The 18,497-nt window shown below is 71.1% G+C and carries 15 protein-coding genes; 6 read left to right on the forward strand and 9 right to left on the reverse strand.

Translation table 11 applies throughout. The annotated features are described in order from the left end of the window. Positions 1-16: 16 nt before the first annotated feature. Together alc and allB are read right to left on the reverse strand one after the other, a co-directional pair. Positions 17-1,147 carry an allantoicase gene (gene alc / locus OG963_RS11465; RefSeq protein ID WP_093775862.1) on the reverse strand — a complete coding sequence of 377 codons (1,131 nt, stop codon included), beginning with the start codon at positions 1,145-1,147 and terminating at the stop codon, positions 17-19. A gap of 2 nt (positions 1,148-1,149) precedes the next feature. Continuing rightward, positions 1,150-2,493: an allantoinase AllB gene (gene allB, locus OG963_RS11470; protein WP_371798846.1), complete on the reverse strand. Its 1,344-nt coding sequence runs from the start codon at positions 2,491-2,493 to the stop codon at positions 1,150-1,152. Between the two features lie 332 nt (positions 2,494-2,825). Between allB and OG963_RS11475 the strand changes: the two genes are divergently transcribed. After that, positions 2,826-3,626, forward strand: a complete 801-nt coding sequence (locus tag OG963_RS11475; protein WP_093775858.1) for an IclR family transcriptional regulator — start codon at positions 2,826-2,828, stop codon at positions 3,624-3,626. A gap of 89 nt (positions 3,627-3,715) precedes the next feature. On the opposite strand, the gene OG963_RS11480 is transcribed toward OG963_RS11475, so the two are convergent. Continuing rightward, on the reverse strand, positions 3,716-4,018 hold the full coding sequence (locus OG963_RS11480; protein WP_176902260.1) for a DUF5955 family protein: 303 nt from the start codon (positions 4,016-4,018) through the stop codon (positions 3,716-3,718). 305 nt (positions 4,019-4,323) lie between these two features. Between OG963_RS11480 and OG963_RS11485 the strand changes: the two genes are divergently transcribed. Beyond that, entirely contained in the window at positions 4,324-4,893 is a 570-nt protein-coding gene (locus OG963_RS11485) for an NTP transferase domain-containing protein (protein WP_256223641.1), read from the forward strand. 246 nt (positions 4,894-5,139) lie between these two features. After that, positions 5,140-6,759: a malate synthase A gene (aceB, locus tag OG963_RS11490; protein WP_093775854.1), complete on the forward strand. Its 1,620-nt coding sequence runs from the start codon at positions 5,140-5,142 to the stop codon at positions 6,757-6,759. Between the two features lie 86 nt (positions 6,760-6,845). On the opposite strand, the gene OG963_RS11495 is transcribed toward aceB, so the two are convergent. Beyond that, positions 6,846-8,210, reverse strand: coding sequence for a M20/M25/M40 family metallo-hydrolase (locus OG963_RS11495; RefSeq protein WP_371127927.1), 1,365 nt, complete (start codon positions 8,208-8,210; stop codon positions 6,846-6,848). Positions 8,211-8,314: 104 nt separating this feature from the next. After that, entirely contained in the window at positions 8,315-9,295 is a 981-nt protein-coding gene (locus OG963_RS11500) for a fibronectin type III domain-containing protein (RefSeq protein ID WP_371798847.1), read from the reverse strand. Positions 9,296-9,459: 164 nt separating this feature from the next. On the opposite strand from OG963_RS11500, the gene OG963_RS11505 reads away from it, so the two are divergent. After that, positions 9,460-10,065, forward strand: a complete 606-nt coding sequence (locus OG963_RS11505; protein WP_093775850.1) for a TIGR03086 family metal-binding protein — start codon at positions 9,460-9,462, stop codon at positions 10,063-10,065. 233 nt (positions 10,066-10,298) lie between these two features. Here OG963_RS11505 and OG963_RS11510 read toward each other — a convergent pair whose 3' ends face one another. Both OG963_RS11510 and OG963_RS11515 read right to left on the reverse strand, forming a co-directional pair. Beyond that, a complete protein-coding gene (locus OG963_RS11510; RefSeq protein ID WP_371798848.1) occupies positions 10,299-12,440 on the reverse strand; it encodes a hypothetical protein in 2,142 nt (713 codons plus the stop codon). A 161-nt stretch (positions 12,441-12,601) separates the two neighbouring features. Then, positions 12,602-13,285 carry an alpha/beta fold hydrolase gene (locus OG963_RS11515; RefSeq protein WP_093775846.1) on the reverse strand — a complete coding sequence of 228 codons (684 nt, stop codon included), beginning with the start codon at positions 13,283-13,285 and terminating at the stop codon, positions 12,602-12,604. Between the two features lie 132 nt (positions 13,286-13,417). On the opposite strand from OG963_RS11515, the gene OG963_RS11520 reads away from it, so the two are divergent. Both OG963_RS11520 and OG963_RS11525 read left to right on the forward strand, forming a co-directional pair. Continuing rightward, positions 13,418-14,191 (forward strand): chitosanase, encoded by a 774-nt coding sequence (locus OG963_RS11520; protein ID WP_093776190.1) that lies wholly within the window; start codon positions 13,418-13,420, stop codon positions 14,189-14,191. Positions 14,192-14,446: 255 nt separating this feature from the next. Further along, positions 14,447-15,325 (forward strand): chitosanase, encoded by an 879-nt coding sequence (locus OG963_RS11525; RefSeq protein ID WP_371798849.1) that lies wholly within the window; start codon positions 14,447-14,449, stop codon positions 15,323-15,325. 70 nt (positions 15,326-15,395) lie between these two features. Here OG963_RS11525 and OG963_RS11530 read toward each other — a convergent pair whose 3' ends face one another. After that, a complete protein-coding gene (locus OG963_RS11530; protein ID WP_078878702.1) occupies positions 15,396-16,838 on the reverse strand; it encodes a nucleobase:cation symporter-2 family protein in 1,443 nt (480 codons plus the stop codon). 237 nt (positions 16,839-17,075) lie between these two features. Further along, positions 17,076-18,464 carry an 8-oxoguanine deaminase gene (locus tag OG963_RS11535; protein ID WP_371798850.1) on the reverse strand — a complete coding sequence of 463 codons (1,389 nt, stop codon included), beginning with the start codon at positions 18,462-18,464 and terminating at the stop codon, positions 17,076-17,078. Positions 18,465-18,497 lie beyond the last annotated feature (33 nt).

The raw sequence follows: 18,497 nt of genomic DNA on the forward strand, positions 1-18,497 counted from the left end.
AGTCCACCCGTCCTCGTCAGCCGCCCAGCTCGCGGTGGCGTGCGGCCAGTCGCGTCGCGCCGTCCGGCGTGAGTGAGCCGAACAGCCGCAGCCGCGAGATGCCGCCGTCCGGGAAGATGTCGATCCGGACATGGGTGGCCCGCACGGCCTCCGGCAGGACGAAGCGGTGGTTCGTGTCGGGCTGCAACCGGGTCCGCGGCAGGATCTCGGTCCACTCGCCGCCGTCGCTGCCTCCGCTCCCTCCGTCCCGTACCGAAAGGCGCGCCCACCCGGCCGAGTTGCCCTTGAGGTACGCGGTGTCGATCTCGACGGCCCGGATCTCCGACTGCTCGGGGAGCCGGTAGCGGATCCAGTCGTTGCCCTTGTCGCGCCGGCGGCGGGTCTCCCAGCCGTCGTCCATCTGCCGGGAGCGGCCGGGCTGGATCGTGTTGGTGGCCGGTGAGTAGAAGCGGTCGGAGGCGTCCTCGACCTGACCGCCGTTCTCCAGCGCCGCCAGGTCGAAGGTGGACAGGGCGGCCAGCCAGGCGGGGTCCGGGACGACCTCTCCGTGGACCCGGAGACGGGCGATCCCTCCGTCGGGGTGCTGGTTGACCCGCAGATGGGTGACGCGCTGTTCGACGTCGATCGCGAACCCGTTGGCCGCATGGCCCCCGACGGCCGTACGGGGTACGAGCGTTGTCCACTTCACGTCCGGCGCGAGGAGCTCCTCGGGGGACGGGGAGCCGGCCACGGAGGCCGCCTCGACGGAGACGGCCTGCGGGTAGTTGCCGCGGAAGTGGGCGGTGTCGACGACGATGCCGCGTACGACGCCGGGCGCGCCGAGCCGCACCAGCGCCCAGTCGTGGTCCTCGTCCGTGGGGTGCGGCTGCGCGGCGCCGACGCCTCGGCGGCGGCGCGTCTCCCAGCCGTCCATGATCTTGCCCTTGTGCCCGAAGTGCTCCGGGTCGAATTCGGCGGGCCCGGGCTTCAGCAGGTTCTCGCGCTCGGCGAAGAACTCGTCGTTGGCGGCGATCACCCCCGCGCCGAGCCGCCGGTCTGCGAGGTCGACGAGGTGGGTGAAGGGGAATTCGGCGGTGCGGTAGTCGGCGTACGGGTCGCCGCCGCCGTACGGATCGGCGTCGCCGGTGAAGTGCGCTGTCGCCGTCATGGTCAGTGGTCCCTTTCGAGGAGGCGGCCGGTGGGTTCGGTGAGGACGCCGGCCGCCGCGATCCGCCGGCCGCGCAGCCACGTCGACTTCACCACGCCGTGCAGGGTCCGTCCCGCGTAGGCGGTGACCTGGTTTCGGTGGAACAGCTCGGCCGGGTCGACGGTGAAGGTCTCGTCGGGCGCGAGGACCGCGAAGTCGGCGTCGCGGCCGGCCTCGACGGCGCCCTTGCGGGTCAGACCGGCCAACGCGGCGGGGGCGGCGGACATCCAGCGGGCCACGTCGTCGAGCGAGTGGCCGCGTCGGCGCGCCTCGGTCCAGATGGCGGGCAGACCGAGCTGGAGGGAGGAGATGCCACCCCAGGCGGAGGCGAAGTCCGGCGTCTTCAGGTCGGTGGTGCAGGGCGAGTGGTCGGAGACGATGCAGTCGATCGTGCCGTCGGCGAGTCCGTCCCAGAGCGCGTCCTGGTTGGCGGCTTCACGGATCGGCGGACAGCACTTGAACTCTGTGGCGCCATCCGGGACTTCCTCGGCGGTGAGAGTGAGGAAGTGCGGGCAGGACTCGACGGTGACCCGCACGCCGTCGCACCTGGCGGCGGCGATCAGCGGCAACGCGTCGCCGGACGACAGATGCAGGACATGGACGCGCGCGTTCAGCCGCCGGGCGTGGGCGATGAGGCCCTCGATGGCGGTGTTCTCGGCGTCGCGTGGCCGGGAGGCCAGGAAGTCGGCGTACGCGGGTCCGCTCCGCTGCGGCGCGGCCGCCAGATGGCGCGGGTCCTCGGCGTGCACGATCAGCAGCCCGCCGAAGCCGGCGATCTCGGCCATGGAGCGGGCCAGCTGCTCCTGGTCGAGCTCGGGGAACTCCTCGACGCCGGAGGGCGACAGGAAGCACTTGAAGCCGAAGACCCCGGCCTCGTGCAACGGCCGCAGATCCTTGACGTTGGACGGCACGGCACCGCCCCAGAAACCGGTGTCGACGTGTGCCTTGGCGGCTGCCACCTGCCGTTTGGTCCGCAGATGGTCGACGGTGGTGGTCGGCGGGAGGGAGTTGAGCGGCATGTCGAGCAGGGTGGTGATGCCGCCCGCCGCGGCCGCGCGGGTGGCGGTCCAGAAGCCTTCCCACTCGGTGCGGCCGGGGTCGTTCACATGGACATGGGTGTCGACGAGGCCCGGCAGCAGGACGTCGTCACCGAAGTCCTCCAGCCGGGCGCCGGCCGGCGCCTCGGTGTCGTAGGCCAGGACGGCGTCGATCGTCCCGTCGGCGACCGCCACCGTTGCGGGGCGCGTCCCCTCGGGGGTGACGACGCGCGTCGAGCGCAGTACCAGGTTCACGTCCGCACCGGACACCCGTGTTCCTCACTTCCGGCCTCAGGAAATTCAACGAACTGTTGAAGGAGTCTTCATGGGGGATTCCAGCCCGTCAAGACCCCACCCTCCTCCCCGGGCGGCGGAACGACCACCCGCATGGGCGACTGGAGATTTCCACGAAGTAGAAGGGTAATTTCGGAGAGCGGAACGTAGCATGGGTCAGGTACGGCTCCGCAGAACCGTCCCGTGGACCGCGGACACCCGGACAGACAGGCCCTGACCGGCCAGGACGCCGTGCCGGAGCAGTGGGCCGATCGGGAACCTCCCGGTAGGCTGCTGCCTTGCCCTTCCGCCTCGAAAGGACCGTTGACGTGCCGCCGTCCCACGCCAGCACATCCGACTCCAAGCCCGCCGGTGCCAGCGGCGGTGTGCAGTCACTTGAGCGCGCCTTCGATCTGCTGGAGCGGATGGCCGACGCCGGGGGCGAGGTCGGGCTGAGCGAACTCTCCGCGAGCAGCGGACTCCCGCTGCCCACCATTCACCGGCTGATGCGCACGCTGGTCGTCTGCGGATACGTGCGCCAGCAGCCCAACCGGCGCTATGCGCTCGGCCCGCGCCTGATCCGGCTCGGCGAGTCCGCGTCCCGGCTCCTCGGGACCTGGGCCCGGCCGTATCTGGCGCGCCTGGTCGAGGAGACCGGCGAGACCGCGAACATGGCGCTGCTCGACGGCGACGAGGTCGTGTACGTCGCACAGGTGCCGTCGAAGCACTCGATGCGGATGTTCACCGAGGTGGGCCGGCGGGTGCTCCCCCACTCCACGGGGGTGGGCAAGGCGCTCCTCGCGCACACCTCGCCTGATGAGGTACGGGCGCTGCTGGCCCGCACCGGGATGCCGGCCGCCACCGAGAAGACGATCACCACCCCGGACGGCTTCCTGGACGCGCTGGACCAGGTCCGCCGCACGGGATATGCGGTGGACGACAACGAGCAGGAGATAGGGGTCCGCTGCCTGGCCGTCTCCGTACCGAACTCCCCCACCTCGGCCGCGATCTCGATCTCGGGCCCGGCGGGACGGGTCACCGAGGCGGCGACGGAGCGGATCGTGCCGATCCTGCAGCAGGTCGCGAAGGAACTGTCGCAGGCGCTGGCCAGCAGCGGCCCCACCGGCTGAGGCAGCTCGGACACGACAGTGCCCGCCGGGTCCCTGCCCGGCGGGCATCGTCATGTCCGGGGTGGTCCGACACACCCTCTTGCGTTCCGTCAGCGGCGCGGCGGCTCACCGAAGAGATCCACGGCGATACGCACGTCCCTGAGTGCGGATGCCAGTGCGCTGACCGAGCCGATCGCCCCCGCGATCAGCAGCAGTGAGCGGCGCAGCCGCGGGATCTCGGGCACACCGGTGATCGCCATCGCGTCCAGCGCGGCCAGCTCGTCCTCGGCGATCCCCCGGTCAGGGAACTCCGCGGGATGCCCGGCCAGCTCGCGACGGAGCCGGGAGACGGCCGTACGCAGCTCCGTCACCCTTGGGTCCTCGCCACTGCTGGTCACCCGCGTCTGCCCCACGCTTCGCAACAAAGCACTCCCCCTCGCACGTCCTTGTGCCGGTGTTTCGACCACGTCCCGAGCCGTGGTCAAGTGCCCGGGGGTGTGCGCAAGTTAACGCCATGACAGGTGCCGCGCGCCACTCCACGGACAGAAATCAGGGTGACCACCGGGGGACGCAGCGTACTGGCCGGTCCGATAGGAAATCACCGGTGCGGTGAGGTATTCAGGGCCTCATGGCTGATACACCCCACACCCTGTCCAATTCCGCCGCTCCGCAATCGTCCCGTCCCTCCGACGGGGGACAGCAGCCGGTGATCGCCGGTCTGCTGCTGGCCGCGGGTGGCGGCCGCCGGCTCGGCGGCCGCCCGAAAGCCCTGTTGGAACACCGCGGACGGCCGCTCGTCGAACATGCCCTGCGCACGCTGCGGAACGGCGGCTGCGGCCCCGTCCATGTGGTGCTCGGCGCCGCGGCGGAGACGGTACAGGCACGGGCCGACCTCTCCGGCTGCATGGTGACCGTCAATCCGCAGTGGCCGGACGGCATGGGTTCGTCGCTGCGGGCCGGTCTGGGGGCCCTCGCCGGCACGGGGGCGGATGCGGCACTCGTCCTGCTGGTGGACCAGCCGGGCATCGGCGCGCAGGCGGTGGCACGGGTGCGGTCGGCGTACCGCTCCCGGCTGAGTCTGGCGGCGGCCTCGTACGACGGGGAACGCGGCCATCCGGTGCTTTTCGGGGCCGACCGGTGGGCGGATGTCGCGGCGGGCGCCGTGGGCGACCAGGGTGCCCGGACGTACCTGCGGACGCACCGCGATGCGATCACGCTCGTCGAGTGTTCCGATGTGGCGGAGGCGTACGACATCGACACGGCGGAGGACCTGACGCACCTCGAGTGAACGGGTTGTGCGCGCGCTGGCACGCTGCGCCAGCCCCGCCCCACTTCTGTCGACCCGGAGAATCTCGACGTCAACAAACCATTGAACTTCCACCATGAGGAAACTACTATCCACTGGTCAGAAGCGCTCTGTATCCCAGACGGCGCCCACGGCCACGTTCCGGAGCCCTGGCACGCCGTGCCATTTCTGGCGGCCCGGCGGCCGCAGAGGCGCCGCCCGCACCGCCCGCTGAAGGAGTGACAGCTCATGTCCGCACCAGCGCCGTCCCCGCTGGCCATCGTCGATGCCGAGCCCCTGCCCCGGCAGGACGAGGTCCTGACCGACGCGGCCCTCGCGTTCGTGGCCGAGTTGCACCGGCAGTTCACGCCCCGCCGTGACGAGCTGCTCGCCCGCCGCGGCGAGCGCCGCGCCGAGATCGCCCGCACCTCCACGCTGGACTTCCTGCCCGAGACGGCGGCGATCCGCGCGGACGACTCCTGGAAGGTCGCGCCGGCCCCGGCCGCGCTGAACGACCGCCGGGTGGAGATCACCGGTCCGACCGACCGCAAGATGACCATCAACGCCCTGAACTCGGGCGCCAAGGTCTGGCTCGCCGACTTCGAGGACGCGTCCGCCCCCACGTGGGAGAACGTCATCCTCGGCCAGCTCAATCTCATCGACGCCTACGAGCGCCGTATCGACTTCACCGACCCCACGTCGGGCAAGTCCTACGCGCTGAAGCCCGCCGACGAACTCGCCACCGTGGTCACCCGCCCCCGCGGATGGCACCTGAACGAGCGTCACATCCAGCTCGACGGAACCCCGGTGCCCGGTGCGCTCGTCGACTTCGGCCTCTACTTCTTCCACAACGCCCAGCGTCTGATCGACCTCGGCAAGGGCCCGTACTTCTACCTTCCGAAGACGGAGTCGCACCTGGAGGCCCGCCTCTGGAACGACATCTTCGTCTTCGCCCAGGACTACGTCGGCATCCCGCAGGGCACCGTCCGCGCGACCGTACTGATCGAGACGATCACCGCCGCGTACGAGATGGAGGAGATCCTGTACGAGCTCCGCGACCACGCCTCCGGGCTGAACGCGGGCCGCTGGGACTACCTCTTCTCGATCGTCAAGAACTTCCGCGACGGCGGCTCGAAGTTCGTCCTGCCGGACCGCAACGCGGTGACGATGACAGCCCCGTTCATGCGCGCGTACACCGAACTCCTCGTCCGCACCTGCCACAAGCGCGGAGCACACGCGATCGGCGGCATGGCGGCGTTCATCCCGTCGCGCCGTGACGCCGAGGTCAACAAGGTCGCCTTCGAGAAGGTCAAGGCGGACAAGGACCGCGAGGCGCACGACGGCTTCGACGGCTCCTGGGTCGCCCATCCGGATCTCGTCCCGATCGCGATGGCCTCGTTCGACGCGGTCCTGGGCGAGAAGCCGAACCAGAAGGAACGCCTGCGCGAGGACGTCGCCGTGGCGGCGGGCGACCTGATCGCGATCGACACCCTGGACGCCAAGCCCACGTACGACGGACTGCGCAACGCCGTCGCGGTCGGCATCCGCTACATCGAGGCGTGGCTGCGCGGAATGGGCGCGGTCGCCATCTTCAATCTGATGGAGGACGCCGCCACCGCGGAGATCTCCCGCTCGCAGATCTGGCAGTGGATCAATGCGGACGTGGTCTTCGAGAACGGCGCGCACGCCACCGCGGACCTGGCCCGCGAGGTCGCGGCCGAGGAACTCGCCGCGATCCGGGCGGAGATCGGCGAGGAGGCGTTCGCGTCCGGCAAGTGGCAGCAGGCCCACGACCTGCTGCTCCAGGTGTCGCTGGACCAGGACTACGCGGACTTCCTGACGCTGCCGGCCTACGAACAGCTGGTCTGAGTCCGTCCGATCCCGTAGCACCTCGCGCCCCCGGTACCGCACAGACCGGGGGCGCGGTTGCGTACGGCCGCTCAGTCACCGAGTGCTCAGGACCTGCGCCCGGCGCGGAACGCCTCCGCGTACTCCCGCAGGAAGGCCGCCTCGGCGACGACTGCCGAGCGCAGCTCCGAGAACAGCAGCCGCTCGTTCGGGGCGTGCAGATTGCACATGCTGTCCTGGGCGCCGAAGAGCAGCACCTCGGCGACCGGCGCCGCCTTGGACAATCCGTTGACCAGCGGGATCGAGCCGCCGCTGGCGACAAGTTCAGGTTCCTTGCCCCAGCCCTCGCGCAGCGCGGTGCGGGCTGCCCGGTAGGCCGGGCCCTCGGTGGCGGGCTCGAACCCGGGGCCGGCGTCGCCCGAGGTGACGACGAGCGGAATTCCGAACGGGCGCATTGACTGCAAATGGGTGACCAGCAGGCCCTGCGCCTCCTCCGGGTCCTGCTGCGGGTGGAAACGGAGGTTCAGCTTGGCCCTGGCGTACGGGACGACCGCGGACGCGGCGTGATCGACGCCCGGGGCATCGATACCGACGACGGTGATCGCCGGTCCGCTCCACAGCCGCTCGCCGAGGCTTCCCGTACCCATCAGCGGCAGGCCGTCCCGGACCCCGGCAAGGGAGCGGAACTCCTCCTGCGTGTACGCGCTACCGGTCCACTCCTCGCGGCGCAGCCCCTCGACGGCGACATCGCCATGCACGTCGTGGAGGGTTCCGAGAGCCGTGAGCAGGACGAGCAGGGCGTCGGGGGCGGCGCCGCCGAACTCACCGCTGTGGCGGGCCTCGTCGAGGGTCCGCACCTCGACGAAGACCTCCGAGGCGCCACGCAGACCGGCGGTGAGGGTGGGGCTGCCGGGGCGGATGCTGCCCGTGTCGGCGATGACCATGGCGTCGCAGGCGAAGCGGTCGGGGTCGGTCGGCGGGTAGTCTTCGAACACGCTCCCGTACTCCTCCTGCCCCTCCAGGACGATCTTGAGGCCGACCGGGGGCTTCCCCTCGTAGGCCCGCAGCACGCCCAGGTGGACGATGATGTTCGCCTTGTCGTCGGCGACGCCGCGGGCGCGCAGCCCGAGCCCCCCGTCGATGGGCGTGGGCTCGAAGGGAGGCGACTGCCACAGGCTCTCGTCACCGGGCGGCTGGACGTCGTAGTGGCCGTAGAGCAGCACGGTCGGCGCGTCCGGGGACGGTGGAGGCACCTCGGCGACGATGATCGGCGCGGTGTCGGGGAGGTCGAGCCGCTCGATGCGCTCGACGCCCGCGTCGCGCAGGAGGTCCACGAGCAGGTCGTGGGCCTGATGCAGGGGCTCCGGCGGAAATCCGGGGAACGAGACCGACGGGATGGCCGTCAGCCGCTCCAGATCCGTCCGGAGCCCGTCCATCAGCGAGTCGACGCGGGAACCCAGATCCATCGCCATCGTTCAGCCCCTCTTCCTCATCCTGCTCATCCATGAGGTTTCCGGGATCAATGGACCATACGGCGCGTCTCCCCGCACGCCATGCCTGACGGCACGACCTCCAGTCAGTCGCCGAGGACGATCGTGCGCCGGGCGGAGAAGTCGCCCCACTTCCCGTCCGGCAGTCTGGCCCGGATCTTCATCGAGTAACGGGTCCCGCGCGGGTCACCGACGGTGAGCCGGTAGCTCGCCCGGCCCGTCGGCGGCTTGCCGCCCCACACGATCGTGGTGGTGAGCCGGCCGTCGAGGAAGAGCTGGTACGCGGGGATCTCACCGCCGGTGTCGGGCTGCTTCCAGTCCAGGTCGATCGCGTACTCCTTGCCCTGGGCCCTGATCGTGATCCGCAGATCGGTGGGGGCGGTGCCCGCCGGCGCGCCCGGGGCGGAGGGCGTGGTGAGGTCAAAGGCGTCGCTGTCGGGCGAGGACGCGTCGGCGGCATCCCGGGCCCGGACGGTGAAGGTGTAGACGGTGCCGGGGCGAAGTCCGGTCAGACGGGCCGTGGTCTGCGTGCCGGGCACACTGTGGATGTGGGAGTCCTCCTGGTAGATGTCGTACGAGGTGACGCCCACGTCGTCCGTCGAGCCGCCCCAGGACAGGGTCGCCGCCCGGCTGCCGTCCACCTTGCCGCGCAGCCCGACCGGGCGGGTCGGCGGCTCGTGGTCGGCGGGTGTCGGCGCGGGTGTGGTGACGACGACGGCCCGGCTCGGCCCGGAGAGGTTCCCGGCGGCGTCCCTGGCCCGGACGGTGAAGGTGTAGGCGGTGGAGGGGGTCAGTCCGTCGATGTCGATCATCTGCCGGGCCGCCGTGACGGACTTGACCCGCACGCCCTTGCGGTACACCTGGTAGCCGGTGATCGCCTTGTTGTCGGAGGCCGGGTCCCACATGACGTGGACGGAGGTGGCGCTGCTCGCCTGCGCCGTCACCCCGCCCGGGGCGGTCGGTTTCTGCTTGTCGGCGGCGTCGGCGGTGTCGCCGCATGCGGTGAGCGTGAAGAGGAGCAGGGCGGCGGAGGTGGCCAACGCGGCGTGTGCGTGGGGGCGTTGCACGGTTTTGCCTTCCGTCCGGCAGCAATGGTCTGGACCTGTATGCCACGGCCGACGGGTCCCGGACAAGAGCGTGGAGCGGCGCCTTCCGCAATATGCCGGTCTGCGCCGCGGATGTGTTGTGCGCGGAGCGATGAGTTCGGACCGCCACGGCGGTCCGAAGAAGTATGGACAAAGAGAACGGGACGACGCCCACATTCGATCTCGAGCCCGCGGCACGGCAGATCGCCGGACTGCTCGACGGCATCGACGACCGCCGTCTGACCGACCCGACGCCCTGCCCCGACTATGCGGTACGGGAGCTGCTCGCCCACCTGGTCGGGCTGGTCACGGCCTTCCGCGACGCCGGCCGCAAGAACCTCGGACCGACGACCGACACCTCTCCGGACACCGCGCTTCCGGTCCTGCCGGACGGCTGGCGCGAGGCACTGCCGCCCCTGCTGGACGAGCTGGTGGCCGCCTGGCGCGACCCCGCCGCCCGGCAGGGGATGACCAGGGCCGGTGGTGTGGATCTGCCGGGCGAGGTGGCGGCGATGGTCGCTCTGAACGAGCTGGTGCTCCACGGCTGGGACCTGGCCAGGTCGACCGGGCAGAAGTACGAGGCGGACGAGGCGAGCCTGCGGGTCTCCCTGGTCATGACGACGCCGAGCGACGACGGCCCCCGGCCGGAACGGCTCTTCGGGCCGCCGGTCCCGGTACCGGCCGACGCACCTCTCGTCGACCGGGCGGTCGCCATGAGCGGGCGACACCCGGACTGGCAGCCGGACCGCTGACGCGTACGGCATCGGCCGGCTCCTGGTCCGCCCCTGCCCTCGGCGGATCCGGAGGACGGCTCATGGCGTCCGTCGACACCACGCCGTCCTGCCGCGCCTGCCGCCGGTGCGGCACGCGCGGTCAGCGCGGGCACACGCGGTCGATGCAAGCGCGCGGTCGGTGCGGGCCCACACGGTCGGTGCGGGCCCACACGGTCGGTGCGGGCGCACGCGGTCAGAGCCGGCACGCACCGTCAGCGCGGTCCGTGCGGTCGCAGCGTTCGCACCGCCTCGCGCGCCCGGTCGCGGAGTCGTTCGTCGGCCGGGGCGATGCCTGATTCGAGTCCTGCCGCCGTCACCCGCAGATCCCGCTCGGCGAGTGCGGTCAGCCGGCTCAGGTGCTCGTCGGTGAGTGCGGTGGGGCCGAGGGCGACCAGGGCCTCGATGGCGGTGACCGGTTCGGCGTCCGCCTCCGCGGAGTCCAGGAGCAGGCCGGCCAGCCTGGGGGCGTCGAGGGATCCCGGTGCGATCGCATGCAGGGCGAGTACCGCGGCAGGGGTCTGTTGCCGGTCCGCCAGCAGACCCTCCAGCGCAGGGACCAGCGGGCGGGCGGCCTCTCCGATGAGGGCCGCCGCTCGCGCGGCATGGATGAACGTCCAGCGCATCCAGGCCGGTTCGACCGCCGCGAGCACTCCGGCGAGCACGGGCACCGCCTCCGCCGCGTCACCGGTGATCCGCCACAGGGCGGTGGCGATCTCGACGTCGCCGTCCAGCTGCGGGATGGTGCGGTTCACCCCGGGAGCGGTGAGGGCGGACCGCAGGGCGGGCACCAGATCGACCGCCTCGGGGCCCAGCTCACCGGCGATGCCCGCGGCCTCCCGTACGTCGAAACCACCCGCGGCGAGCTGCGCGGCCGTCGCCGACAGAAGCGGTGCGGTGTCGCCGGTCAGATCGTGTACCGCCCTGGCTGCCGCGAGCCTGCCCGCCTTCGGTCCGGAGCGGGCCGCGGCGGTCAGCAGTTCGGCCGTCTTCGCGCGGTGTTCCGGCGGGCACACCGCCGCCAGCGCCTTGGGTACGACTTTCGGGAATCTCGGCAGCACGGACCGGAGCTCGGGCAGGGCCGAGGACGCCCGGCTCCCCCAGGCACCGAGCAGGGCCGTGAGCCAGATCGGCTCGTTCCCTTCGAGATCGCCGGCTCCGAGTCGGACACGGATCGCGTCCAGCAGTTCGGGGTCGTACGGGAACGAAGGGGCGACCGCCGCTCGGGGCGGGAAGCCGCACGCGGCACCGAGTGCGCGTGGGCGCTGCCCCAGGTCGCGGGCGAGGATCGGCGCGGCCTGCGTGGGTGCCACCGCGACGAGGGCTTCGAGAGCCCGGTCCGCCGGATCGCCCTCCCCTGCGGCGAGTCGCGCCAGCACGGGGGCGGCGGCCGCTCCATGGGCGCCCAGCTTCGTGAGGAGCGGGTACGCCGCGGGCACGGCGGCCGGGTCGGCGATCAGTGCGCGCACCGGTGCGGCCAGCCGTTCGGGAGCGCTGCGCGAGAGCCGGCAGGCGGTCTCGGCCGCCCACAGCGCCTCCGCACGGGCGTCGGGCCCGGGGCTGCGCAGTGCGGCGTCGAGCAGGGCGTACGCCGCTTCGCGGTCCTCAGGGGTGTCCCGGAGCAACAGCGATTCGACCACGTACTGCAGAGGTTCGTTGCGCTCGTGGTCGAGACGCCGGGCGACAAGCCCGTCCGCCGGGAGGAGGGTCAGCATCGCCTCGTGGTGAGCGGGGGTCCAAGGCCGGCCGGCGTCGACCCCGGCCAGCAGGGCCGCGATCCTCACCTCACCCGGCTCTCCGGCCCTCATGCCCTCGGTGGCCTCGGCGGCGCTCCCTGCCGGGTCCAGATGAGCGATGGCACCGAGGAGCTCGGCCCGGACGACGGGATCCGTCTCCTGCGCCCAGCGACTCCGGAGCGCCGGCAGCACCTGGCCGGACGCCCCCGTCATGGCCGCGGTCCACGCGGCGGCCTGCCGCAACCCGGGCTTCTCGTCGGCAACCCAGCCCAGGACCAACGGCAGTTGGCCGACGACGGCCGCCCGGCAGGCGGCCTCGTCCGTCTCCCCCCGGTCCTCGCCGCCCTCCGCGATCCCACCGAGCATCACCAGCAGGCCCTCGGTGTGGTGCCCGGCCGCCGCGAGCCGTGCCAGATACGGCACCGCGCGGGCCGTGGCCTCGTAGACCGATCCCTGATGCAGGATGCTGCCGTACAACTCGGAGAGCGCCTCGGACGCCTCGTCCTCGTCCCCGGCGAGCGCCCGCAGGCAGCCGGGCACATCGGCGGCACTTCCGTACGCATGCTGCAGCTCTGCCCACGGCTGGGCATCGACCTCGGCGAAGAACACTGCGAGTTCCATGAAAGGATCTTGGCACCCGCCACTGACAACGCCCCCGGCCGCGCCACGCCGGCCGTGACGACCGGCCCCTTCCCCCGACGTCGACGGACGGTGGCCGCGTAGGACAAGCCTCTGGCCGTGCCCATGGCGCGCCGCCGCGGGGATTCCGCGGCCCGCACGGGTCAGCTGGTGAAGAACTCGGTGATCTGCTGGGCGACCTGGTCGGCGTGGATCTCGTGGACCCGGTGGCCGCCGCCGAGCGTGATCAGTCGGCAGTCCGGGATCAGGGAGGCCATGTCGGCCAGCCGCCCCTGCGGCATGGTGCTCTCCGGGCCACCGGCGATCATCAGCGTGGGTGCGACGATCTCACCGAGGCCGTCCGCCCACTGCGGGTCGGGGTCGGCGACCTGGGCCCGGATGGGTGCGACGACGTTCCAGTCGTAGTCGACCGGACCTTCGGGCTGAGCGGCAGGCCTCGGCTCACTGGGGAACGGCGGCGGGGTCTCCACCAGCACCAGCCGCTCCACCCGGTCCGCGTGCTCCTGGGCGAGCAGATGGGCGACGACGCCACCCATGGAGTGGCCCACCAGGCCGACGCGGTCGAGATCGCACTCGTCGAGGAAGCCGAGGACGTCGTCCCGCATCAGCTCGAAGGAGTACTCGTCGGGCCAGTCGCTCTCCCCGTGCCCGCGCAGGTCGAGGGCGTACACCCGCCATTCCTCACCGAGCAGGCTCCCGACCGCCTCCCAGCTCGCGGCGGAACCGCCGAGGCCGTGCAGCAGCACGACGGGCGAGCCGAACGGGTCACCCCAGGTCCGGTACGCCAGCCGCACGTCACCGACATCCACAACAGACTGATCTTCCATGCCCCTGACGCTACAGCCGAATGGACCAAGATCCTTCTCCACGCCTGGCAGGCTGGCGGGGTGAAGCTCGTTCCGCGTTCCCGCCTCGCCCCCGCCAGGGCCCTCGTCACGGTTCTCCTGACGGCTCTCGTCATGCTGTCCGGATGCTCCGGGTCGGGCACCGGTTCCGGAAAGGGACCCGCGGGGCCCGGGCTCGACGATCCGGCGAAGAAGGAGATCGCCATGCAACTGGTCGCCAGTGCGGAGAACTCCACCCTCGACTGGAAGGCCCAGTACAAGTACATCCAGGACATCGGCGACGGCCGCGGCTACACGGCGGGCATCATCGGATTCTGCTCCGGCACCGGCGACATGCTGAAGGTCGTCGAGCGGTACGCGGCGACCCGCCCCGGCAACCCGCTGGAACGGTTCCTGCCCGCGCTGCGAGCCGTCAAGGGCAGTGATGCGCACGACGGTCTCGGCCCCCCGTTCACCGAAGCGTGGGCGAAGGCGGCGGCCGACGCCGCGTTCCGGTCGGCGCAGGACGCGGAACGGGACCACTCGTACTTCGATCCGGCGGTGCGCCGGGCCAAGGACGACGGGCTGGGAGCTCTCGGACAGTTCATCTACTACGACGCCTACGTGATGCACGGCGCGGCCGACTCGCAGGGCACGGTCGGGTTCCGAACGATGCGCCGCGAGGCTCTCGCCGCGGCCGAACCGCCGTCGCGGGGCGGTGACGAGACGACGTATCTGAACGCCTTCCTCGACGCCCGTGTCACCGCGATCCGCAAGGAGCCGTCGCACTCGGACACCAGCCGCATCGAGACGGCCCAACGGGTCTTCGTACGCGAGGGCAGATTCCGGCTGGAGACGCCACTGCGGTGGAAGGTGTACGGCGACAGCTACCGCATCGACCGCGCGTGAACCTCTGATCGAGGGGCGCGCGAGGCGCCCGTGCGACGGACGACGTGCGCCATCGGGTTCGGCGTGCCCCGGACCGGGTCGGGTGACCCGCAGCCAGAACCCTGAGGCCGCCGCCTCCTCCGCCCCCTCCGTCCCCTCCGCCTCCGGAGTGGAACTGAACTCGCCTGTGTCGAAGGGGTGTACGATCCCCGTTCGACTCTGATAGGAAAGCTTCCTAACAGAACAGCCCAGCGACGAACTCCCTTTGGAGGACTGGTGCACGCTCCCCATAAGCGCACCGCACGTCGAAACACCCGCCCCGTCCGGCTCGCGCTGGTCGCACTCGGGGTGACACTCACGGCGATCCCCGCCACCGCCTACGCCGGTGCCCCCACGCATCCGGCGGTCCATCAGGAAGCGTCCGCCACCCGGCAGGTGGCCGCCGCGACCGGGCTCGACGATGCGGCGAAGAAGGAGATCGCCATGCAGCTGGTCTCCAGCGCGGAGAACTCCACCCTCGACTGGAAGGCCCAGTACAAGTACATCGAGGACATCGACGACGGCCGCGGCTACACCGCGGGCATCATCGGATTCTGCTCCGGCACCGGCGACATGCTCGACCTCGTCGAGCTCTACACCCAGCGCAAGCCGGGCAACGTCCTCGCGAAGTATCTGCCCGCGCTGCGCGAGGTGGACGGCACCGACTCGCACGACGGCCTCGACCCGAACTTCACCAGGGACTGGGTGACCGCCGCGTCGGACCCGGCGTTCAAGCAGGCGCAGAACGACGAGCGGGACCGGGTGTACTTCAATCCGGCGGTCAGCCGGGCCAAGGCCGACGGCGTCGGTACGCTCGGCCAGTTCGCGTACTACGACGCCATCGTCATGCACGGCGACGGCGACGACAGCACCAGCTTCGGTGCCATTCGTGAGCGCGCTCTCGCCAGGGCGAAGCCGCCTGCCCAGGGCGGCAACGAGGTCGCCTACCTGCACGCCTTCCTGGACGCGCGGGTCTGGGCGATGGAGCAGGAGGAGGCCCACTCGGACACCAGCCGGGTGGACACAGCCCAGCGGGTCTTCCTGAACAAGGGCAATCTGAACCTGGATCCGCCGCTCGACTGGAAGGTCTACGGCGACAGCTTCCACATCGGCTGAGCCCTGCCGCGAAGCACCGGTGGCGCGTACGGCACTCGCCGTACGCGCCACTGCGCCGTACCGGATGCGCTCAGTGCGCGGCCACGGGAGCCGCTGCCTCGGCCGAGGAAGGTTCCTCCGCCACCGGTTCCGGCTTCCTGCCCAGGTGGTTGAAGGCCAGATTGAGGACGATCGCCACGACGCACCCGGTGGAGATCCCCGAGTCCAGCACGACGAGGAGATCTTTGGGGAACGCGTGGTAGAACTCCGGCGCGGCGATCGGGATGAGGCCGATTCCGAGGGCGGCCGCGACGATCAGCGCGTTCTCGCCCTTCTCCAGGGCGGCGCCGGCCAGCGTCTGGATGCCGCTCGCGGCGACCGAGCCGAAGAGCACGATGCCCGCACCGCCGAGCACCGGCAGTGGCACGAGCGCGATGACGGACGCGCCGACCGGGACCAGGCCGAGCACGACGAGGATGCCCCCGCCCGCAGCGACGACGAACCGGCTGCGCACCTTGGTCATCGCCACGAGGCCGATGTTCTGCGCGAAGGCGCTGCACATGAATCCGTTGAAGAGCGGGCTGACCGCGCTGCCCAGGGTGTCGGCGCGCAGGCCGCCCTCGATGGTCCGCTCGTCCGCCGGACGGCCGACGATCTTTCCGAGTGCCAGCATGTCCGCGGTGGACTCGGTCATGCAGACCAGCATCACGACGCACATGGAGACGATGGCGGCGATCTCGAACTGCGGCGCCCCGAAGTGGAACGGGGTCGGGAAGCCGATCAGGTCGGCGTCCTTGATCGCGCCGAAGTCGGTGATGCCGACCGGGATCGCGATCAGGGTTCCGGCGACCAGCCCGAGCAGGATCGCGATCTGCTGGAGGAAGCCGCGCAGCAGTTTGCGCAGCGCGAGGACGATCACCAGGGTGAGGGCCGCCATGGAGATGTTCGTCGTCGACCCGTACCCGTCGGCCGTGGCGTTACCGCCCTGGGACCAGTTGAAGGCGACCGGCAGCAAGGAGACGCCGATCAGGGTGATGACGGTGCCGGTGACGACGGGCGGGAAGAAGCGGACCAGTTTGCAGAAGTAGGGGGCGAGGACGAAGCCGAGCAGGCCGGCCACGATGATCGCGCCGAAGATGACGGCGATGCCGTCGTGTCCGCGGTCCTTGCCGATCGCGATCATCGGTGTCACACCGGCGAACGAGACGCCGTTGACGAACGGCAGCCGGGCGCCGATGCGCCAGAAACCGAGGGTCTGGAGCAGCGTGGCGATGCCGGCGGTGAAGAGGCTCGCCCCCATCAGGAAGGCGGTCTCCTTGGGGGTGAGGCCCACGGCCGGTCCCACGATCATGGGCGGTGCCACCACACCCGCGTACATCGCGGCCACGTGCTGCAGTCCGCTGGTGAACATCTTCAGTGGGGGGAGGGTCTCGTCGACCGGATGCCCGCCGTCGGCGACCTGCGGGTCGTCCCGTATCGGCTCCTGGTCGGGTACTGCGACTGCGTCGTTGCGAAACCTGGGCTGTGCTGCCACGGCGGTTCCTCCGGTCGGTTACACGTCAAAGCGACGCGGGTGTCTGGGAGGTGGTGCGTTGGTGCAGGTGGGGCAGGTCGTGCAGCTGATGCGGCAGCTTCGGTCACCGGTCCGGCGGGCGCGTACGTCTGCGTACGTGCCCGCCGGACCGGCTGCCGTGGACCCCGCTCGGGCCCACGGCGGCCGGCCAAGGGCCGTCCCCCTTCGGCCGGCCGTTCTCGGGGGCGCCCCGGAGCGTCAGGCTCCGGCGGCGATCTGCGCGAGGCGGCGGGCCTCGTCGCGGGTGGTACGCGCGATGGCGTCCTCGTCCACGGTGGTCAGGTGGTTGCTCTCGACGACCGTCTTCCCGTCGACGAGGGAGAGGGTGACGGGGGCCGCCGCGCCGAACACGAGCGCGGTGACCGGGTCGGCGATGGAGGAGTGGGCGAGCGTGTCCAGCTTCCAGAGCACCAGGTCGGCGAGCTTGCCCACCTCCAGGGAGCCGATCTGGTCGGCGCGGCCGAGCACCTGGGCTCCGCCGTATGTGCCCAGGCGCAGGGCCTGACGGGCATTCAGGGCGCGTTCGCGGTGGGCTCCGAGGCGGTTGATGAGGAGGGCGTTGCGGAGTTCGGTGTGGAGCTCACCGGACTCGTTGGAGGCGGTGCCGTCGACCCCGAGCCCCACCGGGACACCCGCGGCAAGCATGTCGGGGACCCGGGCGATGCCTGCGGCGAGGCGGGCGTTGGAGGACGGGCAGTGCGCGACGCCCGTTCCGGTGCGGGCGAACGCGGCGATGTCGGAGTCGTTCATATGGACGCAGTGCGCCATCCACACGTCGTTGCCGAGCCAGCCCGTCGACTCGAAGTAGTCGGTCGGGCCCATCCCGAACAGCTCGTGGCAGAACTTCTCCTCCTCGACGGTCTCCGAGCCGTGGGTGTGCATCCGGACGCCGCGGCGGCGGGCCAGCTCGGCTCCCTGACGGAGCAGTTCGGTGGAGATGGAGAAGGGCGAGCAGGGCGCGACGGCGATCTGGGTCATGGAGTCGAACGATCCGTCGTGGTGCGCGTCGATGGTCGCCTCGGTGGCGGCGAGCGCGCCGTCGAGCGTCTCGACGGCGAAGTCCGGCGGCAGTCCGCCGTCCTTCCGGCTGCGGTCCATGGAGCCCCTGGCGAGGGTGAACCGTACGCCCACGTCGCGGGCTGCCCCGATGATGGCGCCGGACAGGTCGCCGGAGCCCTGCGGGTAGACGTAATGGTGGTCCATGGCGGTGGTGACGCCGCCGCGGGCCATCATCGCGAGCGATCCCTGCGCGGCCGCGCGAACCATCGGCTCGTCGATGCGTGCCCATGTCGGATAGAGCGCGACCAGCCAGTCGAATAGGTTGTGGTCCGTCGCCAGGCCCCTGGTGATCCACTGGTAGAAGTGGTGGTGGGTGTTGATGAGGCCGGGAGTGACGAGGTGCCCGGCGCCGTCGATGCGTCGTACGACACTCTCCAGGCCTTCGGGGGCCCGGCCGGCGCCGACGTGCTCGATGCGGTTGCCCGCGACGACCACATGGCCCGAGGCGTACTCCGTGTCGTCGGCGTCGACGGTCGCGATCGAACAGTTCTCGATGACGATGCGTTCCACACGATCAGGGGCTGCCATGGCGCTTCCTTCTTCTCTCTGCGGGGAGGTGGG

Origin of the sequence: Streptomyces sp. NBC_01707 (assembly GCF_041438805.1) — a bacterium.
Classification (GTDB): Bacteria; Actinomycetota; Actinomycetes; order Streptomycetales; family Streptomycetaceae; genus Streptomyces.

What these genes read in the sequence shown, in the direction of transcription:
- aceB (WP_093775854.1), top strand. Translation starts at nt 5,140, where the DNA reads ATGTCCGCACCAGCGCCGTCCCCGCTGGCCATCGTCGATGCCGAGCCC.
- OG963_RS11535 (WP_371798850.1), bottom strand. Translation starts at nt 18,464, where the DNA reads ATGGCAGCCCCTGATCGTGTGGAACGCATCGTCATCGAGAACTGTTCG.
- OG963_RS11510 (WP_371798848.1), bottom strand. Translation starts at nt 12,440, where the DNA reads ATGGAACTCGCAGTGTTCTTCGCCGAGGTCGATGCCCAGCCGTGGGCA.
- OG963_RS11515 (WP_093775846.1), bottom strand. Translation starts at nt 13,285, where the DNA reads ATGGAAGATCAGTCTGTTGTGGATGTCGGTGACGTGCGGCTGGCGTAC.
- OG963_RS11520 (WP_093776190.1), top strand. Translation starts at nt 13,418, where the DNA reads ATGCTGTCCGGATGCTCCGGGTCGGGCACCGGTTCCGGAAAGGGACCC.
- alc (WP_093775862.1), bottom strand. Translation starts at nt 1,147, where the DNA reads ATGACGGCGACAGCGCACTTCACCGGCGACGCCGATCCGTACGGCGGC.
- OG963_RS11505 (WP_093775850.1), top strand. Translation starts at nt 9,460, where the DNA reads ATGGACAAAGAGAACGGGACGACGCCCACATTCGATCTCGAGCCCGCG.
- OG963_RS11495 (WP_371127927.1), bottom strand. Translation starts at nt 8,210, where the DNA reads ATGGCGATGGATCTGGGTTCCCGCGTCGACTCGCTGATGGACGGGCTC.